General features: G+C 61.7%; 19 protein-coding genes. 11 read left to right on the top strand and 8 right to left on the bottom strand.

All coding sequences use genetic code 11. From position 1 onward, the window contains the following. Positions 1-10 precede the first annotated feature (10 nt). Both BUA38_RS05145 and BUA38_RS05140 read right to left on the bottom strand, forming a co-directional pair. Entirely contained in the window at positions 11-868 is an 858-nt protein-coding gene (locus BUA38_RS05145) for a hypothetical protein (RefSeq protein WP_072816998.1), read from the bottom strand. 17 nt (positions 869-885) lie between these two features. Continuing rightward, positions 886-1311, bottom strand: a complete 426-nt coding sequence (locus BUA38_RS05140; RefSeq protein ID WP_156898403.1) for a DUF6152 family protein — start codon at positions 1309-1311, stop codon at positions 886-888. Positions 1312-1677: 366 nt separating this feature from the next. Between BUA38_RS05140 and BUA38_RS05135 the strand changes: the two genes are divergently transcribed. Beyond that, positions 1678-2658 carry a Bug family tripartite tricarboxylate transporter substrate binding protein gene (locus tag BUA38_RS05135; protein WP_072816996.1) on the top strand — a complete coding sequence of 327 codons (981 nt, stop codon included), beginning with the start codon at positions 1678-1680 and terminating at the stop codon, positions 2656-2658. A gap of 25 nt (positions 2659-2683) precedes the next feature. Next, the gene (gene purB, locus BUA38_RS05130) at positions 2684-4069 is read left to right on the top strand and encodes an adenylosuccinate lyase (protein ID WP_072816995.1); all 1386 of its coding nucleotides are present in this window, start codon (positions 2684-2686) and stop codon (positions 4067-4069) included. A gap of 184 nt (positions 4070-4253) precedes the next feature. On the opposite strand, the gene BUA38_RS05125 is transcribed toward purB, so the two are convergent. Together BUA38_RS05125 and BUA38_RS05120 are read right to left on the bottom strand one after the other, a co-directional pair. Continuing rightward, positions 4254-5306 carry an IS110 family transposase gene (locus BUA38_RS05125; protein WP_244553128.1) on the bottom strand — a complete coding sequence of 351 codons (1053 nt, stop codon included), beginning with the start codon at positions 5304-5306 and terminating at the stop codon, positions 4254-4256. A 684-nt stretch (positions 5307-5990) separates the two neighbouring features. Continuing rightward, on the bottom strand, positions 5991-7124 hold the full coding sequence (locus tag BUA38_RS05120; protein ID WP_072816994.1) for a site-specific DNA-methyltransferase: 1134 nt from the start codon (positions 7122-7124) through the stop codon (positions 5991-5993). A gap of 381 nt (positions 7125-7505) precedes the next feature. On the opposite strand from BUA38_RS05120, the gene ypfJ reads away from it, so the two are divergent. From ypfJ to BUA38_RS05105, 3 genes are all read left to right on the top strand, one after another. Further along, the gene (gene ypfJ, locus BUA38_RS05115; RefSeq protein ID WP_072816993.1) at positions 7506-8453 is read left to right on the top strand and encodes a KPN_02809 family neutral zinc metallopeptidase; all 948 of its coding nucleotides are present in this window, start codon (positions 7506-7508) and stop codon (positions 8451-8453) included. 17 nt (positions 8454-8470) lie between these two features. Continuing rightward, positions 8471-9034, top strand: a complete 564-nt coding sequence (gene moaB, locus BUA38_RS05110) for a molybdenum cofactor biosynthesis protein B (RefSeq protein ID WP_072816992.1) — start codon at positions 8471-8473, stop codon at positions 9032-9034. Positions 9035-9173: 139 nt separating this feature from the next. Continuing rightward, positions 9174-9506: a PilZ domain-containing protein gene (locus BUA38_RS05105; protein ID WP_083587461.1), complete on the top strand. Its 333-nt coding sequence runs from the start codon at positions 9174-9176 to the stop codon at positions 9504-9506. Here the strand turns inward: BUA38_RS05105 and BUA38_RS05100 are convergent. From BUA38_RS05100 to BUA38_RS05090, 3 genes are read right to left on the bottom strand one after another with little or no spacing between them, the layout of a single operon-like run. Further along, positions 9469-10236, bottom strand: coding sequence for a substrate-binding domain-containing protein (locus BUA38_RS05100; RefSeq protein WP_072816990.1), 768 nt, complete (start codon positions 10234-10236; stop codon positions 9469-9471). The genes BUA38_RS05105 and BUA38_RS05100 overlap by 38 nt on opposite strands. Further along, positions 10233-11177, bottom strand: coding sequence for a bifunctional helix-turn-helix transcriptional regulator/GNAT family N-acetyltransferase (locus BUA38_RS05095; protein ID WP_072816989.1), 945 nt, complete (start codon positions 11175-11177; stop codon positions 10233-10235). The genes BUA38_RS05100 and BUA38_RS05095 overlap by 4 nt, the downstream gene beginning before the upstream one ends. Before the next feature lie 59 nt (positions 11178-11236). Beyond that, a complete protein-coding gene (locus BUA38_RS05090) occupies positions 11237-11806 on the bottom strand; it encodes a glycosyltransferase (RefSeq protein ID WP_072816988.1) in 570 nt (189 codons plus the stop codon). A 178-nt stretch (positions 11807-11984) separates the two neighbouring features. Here BUA38_RS05090 and BUA38_RS05085 point away from each other — a divergent pair, with 178 nt between their 5' ends. The 4 genes from BUA38_RS05085 (at position 11985) to BUA38_RS05070 (ending at position 16083) form a co-directional block, all read left to right on the top strand. Next, on the top strand, positions 11985-13148 hold the full coding sequence (locus BUA38_RS05085) for a PA0069 family radical SAM protein (protein ID WP_072816987.1): 1164 nt from the start codon (positions 11985-11987) through the stop codon (positions 13146-13148). Positions 13149-13171: 23 nt separating this feature from the next. Next, positions 13172-13618 (top strand): VOC family protein, encoded by a 447-nt coding sequence (locus BUA38_RS05080; RefSeq protein ID WP_072825835.1) that lies wholly within the window; start codon positions 13172-13174, stop codon positions 13616-13618. A gap of 96 nt (positions 13619-13714) precedes the next feature. Further along, positions 13715-14464: a ribonuclease HII gene (locus tag BUA38_RS05075; protein WP_072825834.1), complete on the top strand. Its 750-nt coding sequence runs from the start codon at positions 13715-13717 to the stop codon at positions 14462-14464. A 110-nt stretch (positions 14465-14574) separates the two neighbouring features. Then, positions 14575-16083: a glycosyltransferase family 39 protein gene (locus tag BUA38_RS05070; protein ID WP_072816986.1), complete on the top strand. Its 1509-nt coding sequence runs from the start codon at positions 14575-14577 to the stop codon at positions 16081-16083. Between the two features lie 3 nt (positions 16084-16086). Here BUA38_RS05070 and BUA38_RS05065 read toward each other — a convergent pair whose 3' ends face one another. Then, the gene (locus tag BUA38_RS05065) at positions 16087-16920 is read right to left on the bottom strand and encodes a uracil-DNA glycosylase (RefSeq protein WP_072816985.1); all 834 of its coding nucleotides are present in this window, start codon (positions 16918-16920) and stop codon (positions 16087-16089) included. Positions 16921-17113: 193 nt separating this feature from the next. Between BUA38_RS05065 and BUA38_RS05060 the strand changes: the two genes are divergently transcribed. Together BUA38_RS05060 and BUA38_RS05055 are read left to right on the top strand one after the other, a co-directional pair. Further along, positions 17114-18772: an electron transfer flavoprotein-ubiquinone oxidoreductase gene (locus BUA38_RS05060; RefSeq protein WP_072816984.1), complete on the top strand. Its 1659-nt coding sequence runs from the start codon at positions 17114-17116 to the stop codon at positions 18770-18772. Positions 18773-19003: 231 nt separating this feature from the next. Continuing rightward, the gene (locus BUA38_RS05055) at positions 19004-20779 is read left to right on the top strand and encodes a tetratricopeptide repeat protein (protein WP_072816983.1); all 1776 of its coding nucleotides are present in this window, start codon (positions 19004-19006) and stop codon (positions 20777-20779) included. The last annotated feature ends 49 nt before the right edge of the window (positions 20780-20828 follow it).

The following is a 20828-nucleotide window of genomic DNA, read 5'->3' as shown; positions in this document are numbered from 1 at the left end:
CGTCACCCCGTCATTTTTTTGACTGGCGGAAATAGCGCAAGTCTGGCGGCGGCTGGTCCTTCTTGGCCGGCATCAGCAGGCCGTCCGCGCTGATCATGTAGTGTTCCTTGCCGATAATGACGTGGCGGTTGTCCTCGGCGCATTCGTTGGGAAGCCAGACCGCGTTGCGTTCACGGCGATAGCTCTTGGTGACCGTCCACGGGCGGGTGAGCGCGTGATCCATGACGGTGATCTCGTCATGGAGAAGGTCCGGCTTTTCCTTGTCGAGGAAGATGCGCTCCTTGATGACCGTCTCATTGTCCTCGTGCAGCGGCAGGCCGCTCCCCTCGAACGTGCGCGGGCCCTTCATGTGGCGGGTCTCGATCTCGAGCAGATTGAGGCGTCCCTTGCCGTCTTCATCCACCCAATGGCCGATCGAGTAACCCGCAAAAGAGGGCTCGGGTTCGGCTGGCCAGGCGCGGCCGTCGGTATAGATGTGGCGCGGCAGGTTCTCCTCAAACAGAATGTAGGTGATCTTCGGCTGGACGATGAACTCCATCGGATAGACCGCGTTCATCATCCGCGGCATGCCGTGCGGCAGGCACGATGTGTGATCGTTCAGTCCCTGGCCGCCGGCCGCGATATCGGCAATGCTCGCATCCAACTTGGCCTGGTATTCCGCCGTGAGCGGCGCTTGCTGGCCACGGCCGAGCGGCTTGGTCGGGTCGAACTGGACGCCGCCGGTGCGAAACCACTGTCCGCCCCAGTCAGGATATGTTCCTTCACCCTCGGCCCGTGCGCCTGACGCCGCTGATATCAGCAAGGCCAAGAGCGTAACCGAGAGCGTAGCCGGAAGTGTTACCGATGCGATCAAGCGCGAAAAGGTCATCACGCCGCCTCCCTACATTAGCGCTCCAACCCGGCCGAGTCTGGGAAGCCGATGCTGCTCTGTGACGCATCGAGCTCGCGTCCGTCGCGGAAGGCGATCTGATTGGGCGCCCAGGCGCCGCCCGGCGCGCCGCTGCGTAAGGGCGCAATCCGCATCTTGAGCTCATCGCCTGCCTTGAGGGTCTTGCTGGTCCAGCCGCCCCGGACAAGCGCAGCCGGACTCTGACCCTCAAGACTCCAGGTCACTGTGCTGGCGTCGTCCTGCTTCACGACGAGATTGATGAAGGTGTGTGGATTGACGAACCTGAATTCCTGCACGGTGCCTTCGAGATCGATCTGGTGCTCCCGATCAAACATCGCGAAGGAATGGTGCGCTAATATCGGCGCCGCAGTCAGCGCCAGCGCGCCGGTCGCCAGAAGCATGGCCAGTCGTCGTCGTACCATGAGCGTCTCCCTGTTCGACGGCGACGGGTCTTGAGCCCGCTGATGTCGCTCCGCACCGGGACATTTTGAACAAGTCCCGTGAGCAGAAGATCGAGGCTATCATATTCTCGCGGAGGTTGCCACGGCTTCATCAGTTGGCTGACGCGCGTGACCGGCTTTTCGATGAACCGCGCCAAAAAAATTCGAAAATCCATTCAAGTGGACTTGGTCATCCAGCTTTCACTCGAAAATATTGCTATGCAGGGTCACGTCGTCGTACTCGGCTGCATTTGCCGAGCGATTGACGGTATTTAGTGAGCGTTTTGAACTTTCGATAACCTGCTTTGCTGCTGCGATCTCAAATCGTTATGTGCCGAGAGGATTATCATGGAGCTTTTTCGCCGCCATTTTTTGCGCCTCGCCGCAGCCACGGCGGCGTTTCCTATTTCGCCATCGCGCCTGGCATGGGCGATCGAGTTTCCCGCCCGGCCGGTTCGCATTGTGGTGGGCTTCGCGGCCGGTGGTGGCACCGACATCATGGCGCGTCTCATCGGGCAGTGGCTTTCAGAACGGCTCGGCCAGCCATTCGTGATCGAGAACCGCCCGGGGGCTGGCACCAATATCGCAACGGAGGCCGTCGTGAGGGCTCGTGCCGACGGCTACTCGCTGCTTTTGATTAGCCCGCCGAATTCAATCAATGCGACGCTCTACAAAAATCTCAGTTTCGATTTCATGCAAGACATCACGCCGGTCGCCTCGATCGCGCGCGAGCCTTACGTGATGGTGTTGAGTCCGTCGGTAAAGGCCAGCACGGTCCCCGAATTCATAGGGCTCGCCAAGGCCAATCCCGGCAAGCTCAACATGGCATCGGCCGGCGTCGGTAGCGGCACGCATATATCCGGTGAACTGTTCAAGATCATGGCGGGCGTCAACCTCGTTCACGTTCCATATCGCGGCGCGAGCCCCGCGATCACCGATCTGCTGGGAGGACAGGTTCAGGTGTTTTTCAGCACCATGCCTGCCTGTATCCAACACATCCGGTCCGGAAGTCTGCGGGCTCTGGCGGTTACCACCGCGAAGCGATCTGACGCGCTTGCCGACGTTCCGGCCGTGGGCGAGTTTTTGACGGGATTTGAGGCCAGCGGCTGGTACGGGATTGGCGCCCCGAAGAATACGCCGGCCGAAATTGTCGGGAGGCTCAACAAGGAAATCAACGCAAGCCTCGCTGATCCCAAATTGATCGCGCAGCTTGGCGAACAGGGCGCAACCGCTTTTGCAAATTCACCGGCCGATTTCGCGCGCTTCATCGCCGATGAGACGGTGAAATGGGGCAATGTCGTCCGGGAAGCGAACCTTCACGCAGACTAAATTTTCAAAACCAGCGGGAGAAAACATGGCCGCCTATGTCATTGATAGCAGGTTGTTTGGGGACCAGTTCAGCACCGAGGCAACGCGGCGCATCTTCAGCGACGAGAATACCGTCCAGAAATGGCTGGACGTGGAAGCAGCGCTTGCGCGTGTGGAGGCACGGCTCGGTGTTATACCGCAGGCGGCAGCGGACGAAATAAGCCGCAAAGCCAAGGTCGAGCTTTTCGATCTCGACGAGATGAAGCGCGAAATGGACCGGACAAGCCATCCCATCGTGCCGCTTGTCCGTGCCATAAAAAAAGTCTGCGACGGCGATACCGGCGAATTTGTTCACTGGGGCGCGACAACGCAGGATATCATGGATACCGGGACGATCTTGCAGTTGCGTGAGGCTCTCGACGAGATCGAAGCAGCCACCCGGCGGCTGTTAAGCAACCTCGCGGACCTTGCCGAGGCGCATAAATCCACAGTCATGGCTGGCCGCACACACGGTCAGCAAGCTCTTCCCATCACATTTGGCTTCAAGGCGGCCCAATGGCTGGATGAACTCTGCCGTAATCTCGAGCGTTTTCAGGAAATGCGGCGACGGGTGCTGGTTGGCCAGTTCGGGGGAGCCGTCGGCACACTCGCTGCTCTCGGGGCCCATGGCGAGCAGGTTCACCGCGGCTTGATGAATGAACTCGGCCTGGCCTGCCCACAGATCTCGTGGCAGTCGTCGCGGGACCGTATCGCCGAATTGGTCTGCGTCCTCGCGATTAGCACATCGACGATCGGCCGAATGGCGCATGAGATTTACTCCCTGCAGAAGACAGAATTCGCCGAACTTGAAGAGCCATTCTCGCCGGGCAAGGTCGGCAGCAGCACGATGCCGCACAAGCGCAATCCGCCAACCTGCGAAACGATCGTCGCGATCTCGAGGGTCCTGCGCAGCACGGCGCCGCTGGCGCTGGAAGCCATGATGACGGAGCACGAACGCGACAAGATCGGTTTGCAGACTGAGCGAGAGTTCATCTCACGGGCATGCTGCCTGGCGGATGCGGCCGCCAAAAAAGCAGTTGCCGTCGTGGCTGGCCTGACCGTGAAGCCGCAAAACATGGAGCGCAATCTGTGGCTCCAGAAGGGTCTGCTGATGTCCGAGCCGGTCATGATGGCACTGGGCGCCAAATTCGGCCGGCAGAGGGCCCACGACATGGTCTACGAGATCTGCATGAAGGTCTTCGAGGCCGACGCGTCTTTCAAGGAAGGCTTGCTGGACAATCCGGACATCAGACGAAATCTGACACCTGAGAAAATTGACGAAATGCTGGATCCGCATGTCTACACCGGGTCGGCTGAATTGTTCGTCGACCGGATTGTCCGCCTCGCCCGCAAGAGGCCAAAAGATGACAAGCCGCTCGGGACCGCAGACTGAGACACGCAAAAAATTGTTCGTCACTTGACACGGATTTTCAATCGCAGGGTGATTTGCCCGTCGTGCCAATGTGCCGCAGTTGATCGCGCGCTAAAATCACGGGCAGACTCTGCATCGTCCCGCGCCTGATTAAGAGCAACTGTGCCGAAGTAAACGGGGACCAAGGGCGATAAAGTTCGCTGGATCAGGCCGATGTGTAGCGCGCGGCATCCCATTTCTGGCGACGAGCGATCATGACGTTGAGGATGACGATCAGCTTTCGCATGCAGGCGACGAGGGCCACCTTCGGCTCCTTTCCCTTGGCGATCAGGCGTTGATAGAAGGCCTTGAGCACCGGGTTGTGCTGCGTGGCTGCGCTGAGGCAAGGCATGTAGACGGCGTTTCTGACCCAACGGCGGCCGCCCTTGATGTGTCGCTCGCCGCGCCGTTTGCCACTATCGTCATCATAAGGTGCGAGGCCTATCAAGGCCGCGGCGATCTCCTCACCCACCATCCCGAGCTCCGGCATCCCCGCGATGAGGATCGCGGATGTCGTTTCGGCGAGGCCCGGCACACTCTCGATGATCTCGGCGCGCTCAGCAAAGCCCGGTGTCGCCTTGACCTTGGCGGAGATCGCAGTCTCGAGCTTGGCAATTTCGGCAGCCAGACTCTTCAACACGTGGGAATGGGCCTTCTGCACCGGTCTCGGTCCGGCGTGTTCGTTCTGGCTTTGCAATCGGGTCTTAACATCAATCAGGTTTTTGCGTGCCTTCACCAGCGCTGCCAGCTCCTCGCGTGCGGCATCGTGGATCTGGCCAGGTATCTCGTCAAATGTCTCTGCGAACCAGGCGATCATCCCCGCGTCGATCGGATCGTTCTTCGCTAGGCGTCCGGCCGACAGCGCGAAGCTGCGGACCCGCCTGGGATCAACGATCCGCACCTCGATGCCGGCTTGGCGCAGCACTTTGGCCCAATCGCGTTCGTAGCCGCCACTGGCCTCCATAACGGCCTTGTTCACTTGGTGCTTGCGAAGCCAGGCCACCAGCTTGCTGTGCCCTGGCGCGGTGTTCGGGAACACCTGACGCAATGCGAACTTGCGAAGGCAGACATCTACTTTGTCCTTGGCCACGTCGATACCGGCGACAACCAAACCGCTTTGTGCCATCATCCACTCCCTTCCTTGCTCGGTACGGGCTCGAAGCCCTTGCAACTGTTCGGGTTGAGGAAGACACCGGAACTGTCCCTCGCTCTTGAACAAGCTTTGTCGCTTTTGGGGCGCTACGGGCTCAGCTCCAGCAACGGGCGGTTGGTCAGAACCGCCCGTTCGCACATTCTGCCAGATTTCCTGGACACAAGGGGCGCTTCGCGGTCGTCACGAGCGTTGGGTGCGGGATGCGATGGACGCAGGTGGCGCCGCCAGACGAGCGGCGTTATCGCGGACGGCGAAGTCGTGTGGTCCTGATATCCCGACGCTGATATCAAGTCGGCGACAATGCTCGCGCATTGTGGCTTGCGACGGTGACAAAAAAGCCCGTTCACCGGGGAGAGCACGAAGGAAACCGTTAAAACCAATCGCGCAGGGAATGCCGGGTGAACCCGGTGAACCTGTGGTGACTACACTCGTATGCTTTTTTTGCTTGCATACGAGGCTGCGGGTGCATCGAGCGCCCGGCATTCCCTGCGCCCTCTGTTTCCGGAGGGACGATCTATTGGGCAAAGCTCGGGCGAATGGCGTCGCGGGGACGCGGAGGCGCGTCCTCTCGATCCTTCGAGACGCCCGCCTGCGGCGGGCTCCTCAGGATGAGGACGGATTGCGCCGCTCGAAAGAACGAGGGTAGGGCACACGGTTCGAAACCCTCATGGTGAGGAGCCGCGAAGCGGCGTCTCGAACCATGAGGCCCGGATACTTAGCTGTTTGACATCTGAAGATGAAAGATGAAGCTCAGCCCACCGCCATCTGGCTGCGGATTTCGGCGCGCAGTTCGTCGATCAGCCTGAGACCCTGCTTGGTCTCGACGTGCCAGAAAGTCCAGCCGTTGCAAGCTTCCGCGCCCTGCGCCACCGCGCCGATGCGGTGGATCGAGCCGACCTTGTCGCCGAGCATGATGGCGCCGTCGGCGCGGACCAGCGCGCCATGACGCTTCTTGGCATCGACGAGCCTGGTGCCGGGCGAGATCATGCCGCGCTCGATCAGTTCGGAGAATGCGACGCGCGGCGCATCGCGCGCGGTCATGAACGGCGCAAGCGTTGCTTCCGGCAACGGCTCGATGGCCTCAATACGGGCTTCGGCCGCGGCGGCGTAAGTCTTGTCGCGCTCGAAGCCGATGTAGCGGCGGCCGAGGCGCTTGGCGACGGCGCCGGTCGTGCCGGTGCCGTTGAACGGATCGATCACGAGATCGCCGGGCTTCGACGACGACAGCAGCACGCGCGCCAGAAGACCTTCGGGCTTCTGGGTCGGATGCACCTTCTTGCCGCTCTCGTCCTTGAGCCGCTCTTCGCCGGTGCAAAGCGGGATCAGCCAGTCCGAGCGCGCCTGCACGTCTTCGTTGGCGGCCTTCAGCGCCTCATAATTGAACGTATAGCCCTTGGCCTTCTCGTCGCGCGCGGCCCAGATCATGGTCTCGTGCGCGTTGGTGAAGCGGCGGCCACGGAAGTTCGGCATTGGGTTGGACTTGCGCCACACGATATCATTGAGAACCCAGAAGCCGAGGTCCTGCATGATGGCGCCGACGCGGAAGATGTTGTGATACGAGCCGATCACCCAGAGCGTCGCCGACGGTTTCATCAGGCGGCGGCAGGCAAGCAGCCACGCGCGCGTGAAGTCGTCATAGGCGGCGAACGACGAGAACTTGTCCCAGTCGTCGTTGACGGCGTCGACATGAGATTCGTCGGGACGCTTGAGGTCGCCCTTGAGCTGAAGATTGTAAGGCGGATCAGCGAAGACGAGATCGACGGAGCCGGCGGGAAGCTTTGACATCTCGGCGACGCAATCGCCAAGGATGATGCGGCTATCTTGCTGGGACTCAAATTTAGTGCGGGGCGCCCTTGCAGACGCCCCGCGACGCGACACAACCATGACTCAAATACTCTGACTCAGGCGACGCTGTCGGCGACGCGGGACCAAACAACCGACTGGCCACACTTTGACGGGGCAAAGTAAAAATCGACTTAACCGGGCAATTCTTTCACGCTGATGATCCGATTAATTCACGTCCGGCGATCGATGGATATTCTGACGACGTTGGAGACAGGATCGGCGACACGATGGAATCTAAAAGGGAATTAGCATTCGCGTTTTGCCGCATGCGCTCGCGACGAAGTGCGTGGCCAATGCGGGGCCTCCGCCACTAGGCAATTTTTGCCGGGCGGGTTATTAGATGTAACGAAGAAAATTCTGCCGTCCTGGCCGCTGTCACGGCGAGATCGGCGCCGCGAACCGCAACGAGGAAATTGGGCCATGCGTTACGATGATTTTCGCCGCAGCGACGACATCGACGACCGTCGCGACGACAGCGGCGGTGGTATTGGTGGCGGTGGCGGCGGCTTCGGGCTGCCGATGGGCGGAGGCGGCGGGCTCGGCATCGGCACCATCATCGTGCTCGGCCTGGTTGGCTATGCCTTCGGCATCGACCCGCGCATCCTGATCGGCGGGGCGGAGATCCTCACCGGCGGCGGCAGCAGCCAGACATCGACCTACCAGACCGACCGGCGGCCGGGCCCCGTCAAGAAAGGGGCTCCGACCGACGAGATGGGCAGCATGATCGCCGGCATTCTCGGCGAGATCGACGATCGCTGGAGCGAGATTTTCCAGGCGGCCGGCCAAAGCTACACCGGCCCGCGCATCGTGCTGTTCCGCAACGCGACCAATGGCGGTCGTTGCGGCATGGCGCAGTCGGCGATGGGGCCATTCTATTGTCCGCCCGACCGGCAGATCTATCTCGATACCGGCTTCTTCCGCGAAGTCGAAACCCGATTCCATGGCTGTCAGGGCTCGGCCTGCAAGTTCACCGCGGCCTATATCATTGCGCATGAGGCCGGACATCATATCCAGAACCTGCTCGGCATTCTGCCGAAGGTGACGGCGCAGCAGCAGGCCGCGGGCAGCAAGGCGGCGGCCAATGCGCTTCAGGTGAGGGTGGAATTGCAGGCGGATTGTCTTTCCGGCATCTGGGTCAATCGCGAAGAGAAGAAGCGTCCGGGCTTCATCGAGCCGGGTGATATCGACGGCGCGCTCGCGACCGCATCCGCCATCGGCGACGACACGTTGCAGCGGCAGGCGACCGGGCGCGTGGTGCCGGATTCGTTCACGCACGGCTCGGCGGAACAGCGCAAGCGCTGGTTCATGACCGGCTATCAGCAGGGAACACTCAAGGCGTGTGATACGTTTAGTGCTGCGTCGCTGTAAGGATTGTCTGACCTCACATGAGCTCGACCGACGAAACCAAAAAGTTCGTGCCGCTCAATATCGCGGTGTTGACGATCTCGGACACGCGCTCGCTCGCCGACGATAAATCGGGCGCGACGCTGGCGGAGCGGATCGTGGCGGCGGGCCATCGCCTCGCCGCGCGCGAGATCATCGTCGACGACGTCGATGCGATCCGCGTTGTCATCAGACGATGGATCGCGGATGAGGGGGTCGACGCCATCATCACCACGGGCGGCACCGGCTTCACCGGCCGCGACGTGACGCCGGAGGCGATCGAGCCTTTGTTCGAAAAGCGGATGGACGGCTTTTCGATCGCCTTTCACATGTTGAGCCACGCCAAGATCGGCACCTCGACGATCCAGAGCCGCGCGACGGCGGGCGTGGCGGGTGCGACCTTTATCTTCTGCCTGCCGGGATCGCCGGGCGCCTGCCGTGACGGTTGGGACGGGATTCTTGCCGCACAGCTCGACTATCGGACGCGGCCCTGCAACTTCGTCGAGATCATGCCGCGGCTGGATGAGCATTTGCGCCGGCCGAAGGCGAAGGGAGCCTCGGCCTGATCCGGCTACCGCACGCGCCGACGGTTAACGTCTAAATTCCAAAATAATGTCCTAACGAAACCTTACGAGGTGGCCGTCAGATTCAGGAAAGCCTCGACAATTGCCGTGGCGGTCAGCCGTGCAACGACCGGTGATCTTAATGAGTGTTGTTGAGCCGAGGAACTTGATCAAGCGCGAGCCGCGCCGGCAACTGCACCGGCGGGTGGCCTGGATTTCGGCCGACAATGGCGTGACCGAATACGAGTGCCACGTTCTCGACCTTTCGTCGGGCGGCGCCCGCATCGCGACCGACGATGCGATGGATGTTAGGGACCGGTTCGAGTTGACGCTCGTCAAAGGACACCACAAGCGAGAGCTGTGCGAGGTGGTCTGGCGTCGCGGACGCACTTACGGCGTCAAGTTTGTCACGCTGCTGCCCGTCGTCGTCGAGCAGGCTAACGATCCGACGGCGGCTTCAGTCCAGCCTTCGTGACGGCGGCGGCAGCCTCCCGGGACGACAGAAAAAGCAGCAGTGCGCGTGCGGCCTCCGCCTCGTGCGGCGCCTTGGTGAGCACGCCGGCAAAGGAAAAGTTCGGCTGCACTTCGGCCGGCAGCGCGCCGACGAGCGTGACACCGGGAACATGGATCAGCTCGGCCACCTGCTGGAAGCCGATTTCCGCCTCGCCGCGCGCAACCACGGCCGCGACCGGCTCGCCGGACGGCGGTCCGCGCACCTTCCGGCTCTTGGCCGCGATCTGGTCTGCGATGCCGAGCTTCTCGAACAAAACCGTCGACAGATACGTGCCGCTGCCGCTGTCCGAATAGGCGATCGATCTGGCCGCAAGCAAAGCGTTCCGAAGCGCGTCGACGCTTGCGATGTCCGGCTTTTGCGCTCCTTCGCGCACCACCATGCCGATCAGCGAACGCGCCAGTTCGACCTTGCTATCGGCTTGCACGAGACCGCGCTTGCCGAGTTCGTCAGCGGCGCCGCCGTCGAGGATCACGACATCGGCGCTCTCGCCACGCGAAAGCCGCGCCGGGATTGCCTCGGGCGAATCTCCCATCGACGGTCCGCGCGTCGTGATCAGATGATTTCCAGTCGCGCGCTCGAAAGCCGGAGCCAATTCGGAGTAGGCGCCGTGAAAACCGGACGAGATCATCACATGGACATCGGCGGCGTTTGCGGCCTGCGCAGCAAGCAGGATAATGACTGCGATTATCATTCGAGCGGGAAGGGGCACCAGAGTTTCATCTCCCAGGTTTCGCCGATCAGGCTTTGTCCGAAACTTCGATGCGGTTCGGTTGCCACCAGCACAAAGCCTGCGTCCTGATAGATTTTGCGGGCCGGCGTCAGAATGCTTTGGGTCCAGAGCGTGATCTTGCGATAGCCGCAGGCGCGCGCAAAGGCAATGCACTCGCTGACCAGCCGCTTGCCCAGGCCCTGACCGCGTCCGGCCGACTCAACCAGAAGCAGACGCAATTTGGCGACCTCGTCGTCGTGCCGCACCAGGAAGACCGATCCGACCGGCGCGCCGTTGATTTCGGCGATCCAGCAGCGCTCGCGCGAGGCATCGAAGGAGCGCAGGAATTGGGCGGCGATTTCAGCGACCAGCGCTTCGAAAGAGCAATCGAAGCCATATTCGCTGGCATATTGCGCGCCGTGGCTTTGCACCACCCAGCCCATGTCGCCGGGTCGAGGTTCACGCAGGATTGCGGGCTTCGATGCATGCCCCGCACCGAACAGATCTTCGATCGTTGCCATCGCGGCGGTGAGGCGTCGCCGATCTGTGTCCGACAAACGGCGCAGCATCTTTGCGACCTCTTCGTGCGAACTTCGGTCGAGTTTCGCAAAGGCCTGACGTCCCTTGGCGGTCAGGTTGAGTTGATGCTGTCGGCGGTCCGCGGGCAATGGCTTGCGGGTGATCAGGCCGTCATCGTCGAATTTCTGGACGATGCGGCTGAGATAGCCGGTGTCGAGATCGAGTTCTATCCCGATCTCCTTGGCTGCCGCACCATCCCGCTGCGCGAGTTCGTACAGCACCCGCTCTTCGCTCAGCGAGAACGGGCTTTCGAGAAGCCGCTGCCCGAGCACGCCAGGCTGGCGGGTGTAAAAGCGGTTGAAGGCGCGAACCGCCGATATCCGCTTCTGTTCGTCTGAAAGCATGGCGCACCTCAATACTTGCCATCGTCAAATAGTTATTTGACTTTGGCAAGTATATGGCGTCAGACCGTGACGATCCGGCTATGCAACAGGGTCAGCGACGATCGGCCAAGCCGGCGCAGCAACCGCGCTTCGGCGCGGGCGGCATTGGGCACGTGGCCGCCGAGTCGCTCATAGTGGTCGCGCGCAATCAATAGCCCCTGGTCGGCGAACGGGCCTGCAATCACCCGCGCGACGGATCTTGCGCGGTCGCGCCAGGTGAAATCGGAATAGGGCGAGCGCGCGTACCGGAACACGGCGGCGCGGGGACGGTCGCCGTCCGAAACACGCTGGATGAATTGCATGGTCTCATCGATCCAGCCGTGATCGAGCACCGCGCCCGCATGAAGGAACATCAGCCAGGGCGAGCGCGCCTGATGCGCCCCTTCCGCCAATGCTGCTGCGCGGGGTCCATTGAACGGCAGGAACTGGCAGCCCGCGACATCGGCAACCCGTTCGATCACGCCGTTATCGCCGCGATCGACCAGCAACACCTCGCGAATAACGCCCGTGGCGGCGCCCGGCACCAGCGCAGCCAAGGTGGCGACGGCCGGATGTTCGGCCCCTTCGGTCGGAATAATGACGCTCAGCATGTTCTCAACGGTCCAAAGCGAGGAACCGTTATCACCTTGTCATATTCAAAGCATCCGTAGCCGCTCGGCTTTTTGCGGCGGCAGCGGAGCTGAGGCCGAGCCACCTCATCGGATATTTGTTTTGTGGATCGGCCAATCATGTTCTTGATTTGTTCTCGTTCCGTGTTATCTTCGAACCATGAGCAGAGCATCCTCACATGCGCTCAAGCACCCGCCGGTCAAGGCGCCCTCCAAACCGGCGGGTGCGCCTTCCGATTTGCCGGAGCTTGCAGTCGCCATCGATCGCGAGCGGCGGCGAGGCCGGGGCGCGCAATCCAACGCCACTGGCCGCTATGAGGCCGAGGCGAAGGTTGCGTTCGATGACGGCTGGCAGAGCCTTGAGGATCTTCCGCCGTTCAAGACGACGGTAACGCTCGATACGTCGCGCAAGGTCATTGCGCGTAACGATTCCCCCGATATCGGCTTCGATCGCTCGATCAATCCGTACCGGGGTTGCGAGCACGGCTGCGTGTACTGCTTCGCTCGGCCGACCCATGCTTTTCTCGGAATGTCGCCGGGGCTCGACTTCGAAACGAAGCTGCTCGCCAAGCCCGACGCGCCACAGCTTCTGGAAAAGGAACTGGCGGCGGAGCATTACGAACCGCGCATGATCGCGATCGGCACCAATACCGATCCGTATCAGCCGATCGAGCGCGATCACAAGATCATGCGCGGCATTCTCGAAGTGCTGGACCGCGCCTCGCATCCGGTCGGCATCGTGACCAAATCGGCGCTGGTGACGCGCGACATCGACATCCTGTCGCGGATGGCCAAGCGCAATCTTGCCAAGGTCGCAATTTCGGTGACGACGCTCGATCCGCGGCTGGCGCGGACCATGGAGCCGCGCGCTTCCGCGCCGCCGAAACGGCTTGAGGCGCTGCGGCGATTGTCGGAGGCGGGAATTCCGACGACCGTGATGGTCGCGCCGGTCATTCCCGCACTCAACGACAGCGAGATCGAGCGCATTCTGGATGCGGCGGCGCATGCCGGCGTAAAGGAAGCGAGTTACGTGCTGCTTCGCCTGCCGCTTGAAGTGCGCGATCTCTTCCGCGAGTGGCTGATGGCGAATTATCCCGATCGCTACCGTCACGTCTTCACCTTGATCCGCGACATGCGCGGCGGCCGCGATTATGACTCGCAATGGGGCACGCGGATGAAGGGCACAGGTCCGATGGCCTGGATGATCGGGCGCAGGTTCGAGATCGCCTGCGACAAGCTGGGGCTCAATAAGCGCCGGTCCAAATTGACCACGGATCATTTCGCCAAGCCCAAGCGAAGCGGGCAGCAGCTCAGCCTGTTCTGAAGTTCTGTGTGAAGGAGCGTTCGATGCCCAAGCCGCCGGTTCCAAGACTGACAGTCATTACCCTCGGCGTTTCCGATATGCGCCGGAGCATTACCTTCTATGAAGCGCTTGGCTTTGTCCGGAAGATGCATGCAACCGGAGAGGTAGTTGCGTTCTTCGACACCGGCGCAACCGTGATCGGGCTGTTTCCGTGGGACCAACTGGCGCAGGACGCAACCTTGCCGGATCAGCCAAGGCCCGGTGCTTTTCGCGGTATGACGCTGGCGTGGAACTGCCGTTCCGCCAAAGAAGTCGACGAGGTGATCGAATTTGCGGTCTCGAAAGGCGCGCAGCGATTGAAGCCTTCCCATATGACCGATTATGGCGGCTATTCCGGATATTTCACCGATCCCGACGGGCATCCATGGGAAGCGGTGGTCGCGCCGAACATTGAGGTCGGGGAAGATCGCCGCGTGCATCTGCCGGATTGAGAGTTGCGCGTTGAGCTGCTGTTGAGAGCGGTGAAAGGCGCGCATCGCGCAAAAGTTCCGGTTGCGTGCCTTCTCGGCCTTGCGCACCATCCCGGCATGATTCGGGATAAATCCGGGAAGAAAAAACAACCAAACCTGCCGAAGGGCGTCATCGCGGTCGCGCCGCCGAGCTTTCGCCGTGAGCGCGCGCTGATCAAGCGCGGCGTGTGGCCGGTGGCCGGCTGCGACGAGGCCGGGCGCGGCCCGCTAGCCGGTCCGGTCGTTGCGGCTGCCGTGGTGCTCGACCCGAAACGAATCCCGAAGGGTATCGATGATTCCAAGCGGTTGACCGCCGAGCGCCGCGAGGAGTTGTTCGAAGAGATTTGCGCGACGGCCTCGTTTGCGGTCGCCTTGGCCTCGCCGGCGCGGATCGACCGCGACAATATCTTGCGGGCATCGTTATGGGCGTTGAAGCGGGCAGTCGAGAGTTTGCCGGAAGCGCCGCAGCATGTCTTTGTCGACGGACGCGACCGGCTCAACACGGCCTGCAACTGCGACGCCGTGATTGGCGGCGACGGCATCGTCGTATCGATTGCCGCGGCCTCTATTATCGCCAAGGTGACGCGCGATCGCCTGATGCGCGCGCTGGCGGAGGAATGCCCGGGCTACGGCTTTGAGTCCCACAAAGGCTACGGCGTGCCGGAGCATCTTGAGGCGCTCGACCGGCTGGGTCCCTCCGCGCACCACCGCAGCTTCTTTGCGCCCGTCGTCGCGGCCCGCGAAAAGCACCAGCCCTGGACGATCGAGCGCGAAGCCGACCTGTTCAATCCGACTGAAGCGGCTCCGCTGATTTCCGCCGCAGAATAAGATAATTCTGACGCATTGCCTCCGCGCCCGACCCACTTTAAGACCATCCTTCGACCGGCGTGAAACGGCGTCGCGCAGCTTGGTCAGCTCAAAGGTAGTCGGGCCGTCACATGCGTTTCACCTCCCTGGTCATCGAACTGATCCGCGCGCGGCCGAAGCTCGTCGTATGGCTCGTGGTGGTGCTGCAAGCGATGCTGTGGCTCCTGGTGTCGCTATTGGTGTACCGCAGCCCGCCAGGCGATCTCGCGACGGTGATTGCACTCGGCCGCGAATATCGCGTCGGCACCGACCTCGGGCCTCCGCTGGCGTTTTGGCTCGCCGATATTGCGTTCCGCGCAGCCGGCAACCACGTGTTCGGTGTCTATCTGCTGGCGCAGATATGTTCGATCTCGACGTTCTGGACCCTTTATCTGCTCGCGCGTGCCACCGTTGGCGTGCAGCAAGCGGTGCTTGCGGTTCTCCTCACCATGACGGTGCTGGCATTCAGCGCGCCCGGTCTTGAGTTCGGGCCCCTCGTGCTGGCGCGCCCGATCTGGGCGTTGCTGTTGTTGCACTCCTGGCAATTGATCGGCCAGAACCGGCGCAATGCCTGGTTTGCCTGGTCGATCGAGGCCGGGCTCCTGCTGCTGACGACCTCCGCCGCGATCATCCTGTTGGCACTCGTGGTCGGATTTGCGCTGACGACCGCACGCGGCCGGCGAACGCTGATGTCGTTTGACGCGCTGTTTGCGCTTCTCGTGATCGCCGTGCTGTCGTTGCCCTATCTGATCTGGCTGATCCGCGCCGATGTGCCTGTCATCCCGCATTGGCCGGCGGTTGCCGATTTGGGCGGCCGGGCGGTGCACGGGGTTGAACTGCTCGGCGGCCTGTTATTGGCCTCATTAGGGATCGCCATCGTATCGACGTTCAACTCCGGCTGGTTTGATCGGACCCAGGAGGAGGCGCCTGTCATCTTCCGCCCACCGGTTGATCCGGCCGCGCGCGACTTCGTCTATTTCTTTGCGTTCGCGCCGGCGCTCGCCGGCTGCCTGATTTCCGGCCTTTACGATCTCGATCGCGTCGTGGGCGGGGCCGGCATCGTGCTTCTGATGTCGGGGCTTGCGGTCATCGTTGCGTGCGGCGATCTGATCTATCTGCGGCGCCAGCAGATCCTGCGTACCGCCTGGGCCGCCATGATCCTTGCGCCGGCGCTCGGAGTGATTGTGGCAACATTGTTCGTTCCCTGGACTGCGAGCAGCGAGGTGGTGACGTCGCTGCCGGCTACCGCGATCGGGCACTTCTTCGATGATAGTTTCGAGCGGCGAACCAACCGGCGTCTTTCAGCCGTGAGCGGTGATGCGCAATTGGCGACGTTGATCAGCTTGAGTCCCACGCGTCCGCATCTTTTTCTCGCCGCGACACCCGAGCGGACACCGTGGCTCAATCTCGACAGGTTCAACCAGACCGGCGGCGTCGTGGTCTGGCGTGCTTCCGACACTGACGGCACGCCGCCACCGGACATCGCGAAACTGTTTCCGGGTCTTGCGCCTGAAGTGCCACAGACTTTCGATCGGCTGGTAGACGGGCGGCAGCCTTCGCTGCGGATCGGCTGGGCGGTCGTGCGGCCGAAAGTGCCGTAATAATCAGGACGCCGTCTGCGGCAGGGCTTTGGCAATCGAGCGCAGGTCCTGCCATGACAGCCGCTTGTAGGACGGCGAACGCAACAGATAGGCTGGATGGAACGTCGCTATCGCACGGATCGTGCGCGTGCCGGTATCGTAATTGAACCAGCGTCCGCGCGTCTTCATGATGCCTTCGCGCGTCGACAGCAGTGTTTGCGTCGAGGGATTACCGAGCGTGACAAGAATATCCGGATCGACCAGTTCAATCTGACGCTGGATGAACGGCAGGCAGATTTGTGTTTCCTGCGGCGTCGGTGTCCGGTTTCCCGGCGGACGCCAGGGAATCACGTTGGCGATGTAGACCTTGGTGCGATCGAGCCCGATTGCGGCGATCATCCGGTCGAGCAGTTTTCCCGAACGGCCGACAAAGGGCAGTCCCTCGATATCTTCGTCGCGCCCCGGCGCCTCGCCGACAAACATAATGCGGGCCTTCGGGTTGCCGTCGGCGAACACCAGCCGCGTCGCGGTGGATTTCAGCGCGCAACCGTCGAACTTCTCCAGCATGTCGCGCAGGACTTCGAGTGAGGCTGCGGTGCGCGCCGCCTCCCGCGCGCTTGCAATCGCCGCATCCGGCGCCGGCGAGGGGTCGGCGGTCGGCGCCGCGAAGGTGGTAGTCGCAGCTCGAGCCGGGCGCGCCGGGCCGGCGTCGCTGGAAGGGGTGGTCGCCTTGATGGCTGGGGGCGCCTCGGGTTCGGCGAGCCGGTCAACAGGCTCGTCGGAGAGCGCACAATCGACCCCGGCCTCCAGATAGAAGGCAAGCAGTTGGGATACGGTAGGCGCGGGTTCAGGCGTCAACTTGTTGATCCGGTACGGCTTTGGTTTTCAAATTCCGCATGCCGAAAATGGTCCGGTCGAGATACGAAATTTGCTGCGCCACACTAGACCGGATCAGACCGCAACGAAACGCTTGATACGGCATTTCCATGTTGTTCTTCCTGCAAAAATCGGAAACAACGTGACACAACCATTCCAGGCCTGAGATCAGATCATGAGCACCGAAGAATTGCCGCCGCGCGAATCCATGGAATTCGATGTCGTGATTGTCGGCGCCGGCCCGTCCGGGCTTTCCGCCGCCATCCGTCTGAAGCAGCTCAACCCCGAGCTGTCGGTGGTCGTGGTCGAGAAGGGATCGGAAGTCGGAGCACATATCTTGTCGGGCGCCGTGATGGACCCCCTTGCGCTCGACAAGCTCGTGCCGGACTGGCGCGAGGATGCCGATTGTCCGCTGAAGACGCAGGTCAAGGACGATCGCTTCTTCTGGATGACGAAGTCCGGCGCGATCCGCTTGCCGAACTTCATGATGCCGCCGTTGATGAACAACCATCACTGCTACATTGGTTCGCTCGGCCGGCTCTGCCGCTGGCTCGCCGGCAAGGCCGAGGCGCTCGGCGTCGAAATCTATCCGGGCTTTGCCGCGGTCGAGGTGCTCTATGACGACAAGGGCGCAGTACGCGGCATTGCGACCGGCGACATGGGCGTCGCCAGGGATGGCTCGCACAAGGCTTCGTACACCCGCGGCATGGAACTGTGCGGCAAGTACACGCTGTTCGCTGAAGGCGCCCGCGGCAGTCTGACCAAACAGCTCATCGCGAAATTCGCTCTCGGTGCCAAGAGCGAGCCGGCGAAATTCGGCATCGGGTTGAAGGAAGTCTGGCAGATCGATCCGTCGAAACACCAGAAGGGCCTGATCCAGCATTCGTTCGGCTGGCCCTTGAACAGCAAGACCGGCGGCGGCTCCTTTCTCTATCACTACGACGATAATCTCGTCGCGGTCGGCTTCGTCGTGCATCTGAACTACGACGATCCGTATCTGTCGCCGTTTGAGGAATTTCAGCGCTTCAAGACACATCCTGCGATCAGCACGATCTTCGAGGGCGGCAAGCGATTAGCTTACGGCGCGCGTGCCATCACCGAGGGCGGCTATCAATCGGTGCCGCGTCTGTCTTTTGCCGGCGGCGCGCTGATCGGCTGCGCGGCGGGCTTTGTGAACGTGCCGCGCATCAAGGGCGTCCATAATGCGATCGGCAGCGGGATGCTGGCAGCCGAGCACGTCAACGCGGCACTCGGCGCAGGCCGTGCGAACGACGAACTCGTCGATTATGAAAATGCCTGGCGCTCGTCAGCCGTGGGCAAGGATCTCTATCTGGTCCGCAACGTCAAACCGCTCTGGTCGAAATTCGGAACTGTCCTCGGCGTGGCGCTCGGCGGCTTCGATATGTGGTGCAACACGCTCGGTTTCTCGCTGTTCGGAACCCAGTCGCACGCCAAACCCGACCGCAAGACCCTCGACCCGGCCAAGGCTCATGCGCCGATCGCGGCTCTCAAACCGGATGGCAAACTGACCTTCGACCGTCTCTCATCGGTATTTCTGTCGAACACCAACCACGAGGAGGATCAGCCGGTCCATCTCAAGGTCGCCGACATGAACCTGCAAAAGACCTCCGAACACGACGTATATGCCGGTCCGTCGAATCGCTATTGCCCGGCCGGTGTCTATGAATGGGTGGAGGAAACGTCAGGTCCGCGCTTCGTGATCAACGCCCAGAACTGCGTCCATTGCAAAACCTGCGACGTCAAGGATCCCAACGGCAACATCACCTGGGTTCCGCCGGAGGGCGGCGGCGGGCCCAATTACGAGGCGATGTGACCACGATTGCGTGACTAGCCCCGGTCATCGGCCACGATACTGCCATAGTGGACGCGTTTTCAGGCGAGAGGGACGGCGGTAAGGGCCATCCTGCCTGTCATTATGCTATGCTCGTATCCTTGCGATTGGCCGCCAAAAGCGGCATTGTCGCAACACTTGATGCGCCTGTCGGGCTTGCATCCCTACGATCACACGATCCTGCCGTAAATCCTGGAGCCAAGGCAAAACGTGATGCTTTCTTTTCAATTCAATCGCTCGGCGATTGCCGCACTCGCTTTCCTGGCTTTGCCGGTCGTTGCTTCAGCGCAGACGCCAGAGCGTCCTGCCGACAACTCCGCACAATTTCCTTCCTCGCATGACCTGAAGGCGTTGACGACGTCCGGCAGCTATCTGGCCGCGCGTCATGCCAGCGTCGAGCGGGATGCGGCTTCGGCCGCGGCCTTCTACCGTTCGGCGCTCCGCACCGATCCGAAGAACAATGAACTGCTGGATCGCGCGTTCATTTCCTCGCTCGCCGACGGCGATATCGACGAGGCGATCAAACTCGCCGACCGTATTCTCTCGATCGACAAGACCAATCGCGTCGCGCGGCTTGTAATCGGCGTGCGCGATCTCAAGGCGAAGAAATACGCGAGCGCCCAGACCAATATCAACCAGTCGATCCGCGGGCCGATTACCGACCTCGTTGCGACGCTGTTGTCGGGCTGGGCTGCTTATGGCGCCGGCGATACCAAGACTGCGGTTGCGACGATCGACAAGCTTGCGGGTCCCGAGTGGTATCCGATCTTCAAGGATCTGCATTCCGGCATGATCCTGGAACTGGCAGGCAAGGAAAAGGACGCCGGGGTGCGGCTCGAGCGCGCCTACAAGCTCGAAGACTCCATGCTGCGTGTCTCCGACGACTATGCTCGCTGGTTGTCGCGCAACAAGGACGCAGCTTCCGCCAAGGCGGTCTACGAGGCCTTCGACAAGAAGTTGCCCCGACACCCGCTGGTTCTGGATGCGATGCGCGAAACCGATGCCGGCAAGAAGTTGCCGCCGATCGTCGATTCGCCGCAAGCCGGCGCGGCAGAGGCGCTTTACGGCATTGGCGCGACGCTCACCCGCCGCGGCGGCGAGGATCTTGCGCTCGTCTATCTGCAGCTTGCGCTCTATCTCGTGCCGAACCATCCGTTGGCGCTGTTGTCGCTCGCCGATCTCTATGAATCGGTGAAGAAGCCGCAGATGGCGATCAAGGTCTACGAGCGTATGCCGGCCAGCTCGCCGCTGAAGCGCAACGCGCAGATTCAGCTCGCCATCGATCTCGATTCCGCCGACCGGACCGACGAGGCCATCAAGATCCTGAAGGGTGTTACGGCAGACGATCCCAAGGACATCGAGGCCGTGATGGCGCTCGGCAATATCGAGCGTGGCCGCAAGAAGTTTGCCGATTGCGCGGTCACTTATACGCAAGGCATCGATATCCTGCCGAAGGCCACCGACAAGAACACCTGGGTCTATTACTATTATCGCGGTATCTGCGAGGAACGCGCCAAGCAGTGGAACAAGGCGGAAGCCGACATGCGCAAGGCGCTCGAGTTGCAGCCCGAGCAGCCGCATGTGCTCAATTACCTCGGTTATTCCTGGATCGATCAGGGCATCAACCTCGACGAAGGCATGAAGATGATCAAGCGTGCCGTCGAGCAGCGTCCGGACGATGGATACATCGTGGACTCGCTGGGCTGGGCCTACTATCGCATCGGCAACTACGAAGACGCGGTGAAGAACCTGGAGCGGGCGATCGATCTCAAGCCCGAGGATCCCACCATCAACGATCACCTCGGTGACGCCTATTGGCGCGTCGGCCGTACGCTGGAAGCCAAGTTCCAGTGGGCGCACGCCCGCGACCTGAAGCCGGAGCCGGAAGATCTGCCGAAGATCGAGGCCAAGATCGAACATGGCTTGAGCGACGATACGTCTTCGGCCGCCTCCGCGGATAAAAAGAAAGAGGACGACAAGGGTGGCTAGCAACAGAAGCGCCATGGCCGATCAGGCCTTGGCGCTGCGCCCGTGACGG

Origin of the sequence: Bradyrhizobium erythrophlei, from assembly GCF_900142985.1 — a bacterium.
GTDB classification, from domain to species: Bacteria; Pseudomonadota; Alphaproteobacteria; order Rhizobiales; family Xanthobacteraceae; genus Bradyrhizobium; species Bradyrhizobium erythrophlei_B.
The sequence above is the reverse complement of the archived record's forward strand: the minus strand, read 5'-3'. Positions and strand labels throughout refer to the sequence as shown.